This is a genomic window from Segeticoccus rhizosphaerae, assembly GCF_009192725.1.
In the GTDB taxonomy this organism is placed as follows: Bacteria; Actinomycetota; Actinomycetes; order Actinomycetales; family Dermatophilaceae; genus Segeticoccus; species Segeticoccus rhizosphaerae.
This window is the reverse complement of sequence record NZ_VOHR01000673.1, coordinates 1-706: the sequence shown is the minus strand read 5'-3', so window position 1 is coordinate 706 and position 706 is coordinate 1. Positions and strand designations below refer to the sequence as shown.

1 protein-coding gene is annotated in these 706 nt (G+C 75.8%); it reads left to right on the top strand.

Translation table 11 applies throughout. From position 1 onward, the window contains the following. Window positions 1-706, top strand: a 706-nt coding sequence (locus FRW57_RS22425; protein WP_152187120.1) for a class I SAM-dependent methyltransferase, incomplete at both ends; no start/stop codon positions are given.

Here is a 706-nt window from a genome sequence, read left to right as displayed (position 1 = left end):
GGGCGCGGGCGACGCCGGACTGGTTGGCGCTCCGCGAACCCGCCGACGCGGCCGCCCGCTCGACCGGCCTGGTCCACCAGCTCGCCCGGGGTCTGTCGCCCTCCGGGACGCTGACCGTCCACGACCTCGGCTGCGGCACCGGGGCGATGCTGCGCTGGCTCGCTCCCCGGCTGCCCGGACCGCAGCACTGGGTGCTGTGCGACCGTGACGCGGACCTGCTCGGGGTGGCGGCGACTCGCCCGCTGCCCCGCGCCACCGACGGTTCCGCGGTCACCATGGAGACCCGGCGGGTCGACGTCACCCGGATGTCGGCGCGGCAGCTTGCCACCGGCGGGCTGGTCACCGCCTCGGCCCTGCTGGACGTGCTGACCACGACCGAGCTCGAACGCCTGGTGGATTCCTGCGTGCACGCCGGGTGTCCGGTGCTGCTGAACCTCACCGTCACCGGCCGGGTCCGGCTCGACCCGCCCGACCGGTGGGACCAGCCGATCTCCGAGGCCTTCAACGCACACCAGCAACGGCCAGTCGGCGGCCACCGGTTGCTCGGCCCAGGGGCGGTCCGGAGGACGATCGAGGCGTTCACGGCCAGGGGCGCCGAGGTCACCGCCGCAGCCAGCCCGTGGCGGCTCGGCCACGAAAACGCCGCCCTCACGGCCGCCTGGTTCGACGGCTGGCTGGCGGCCGCCCTCGAGCAGCGCCCCGAGCT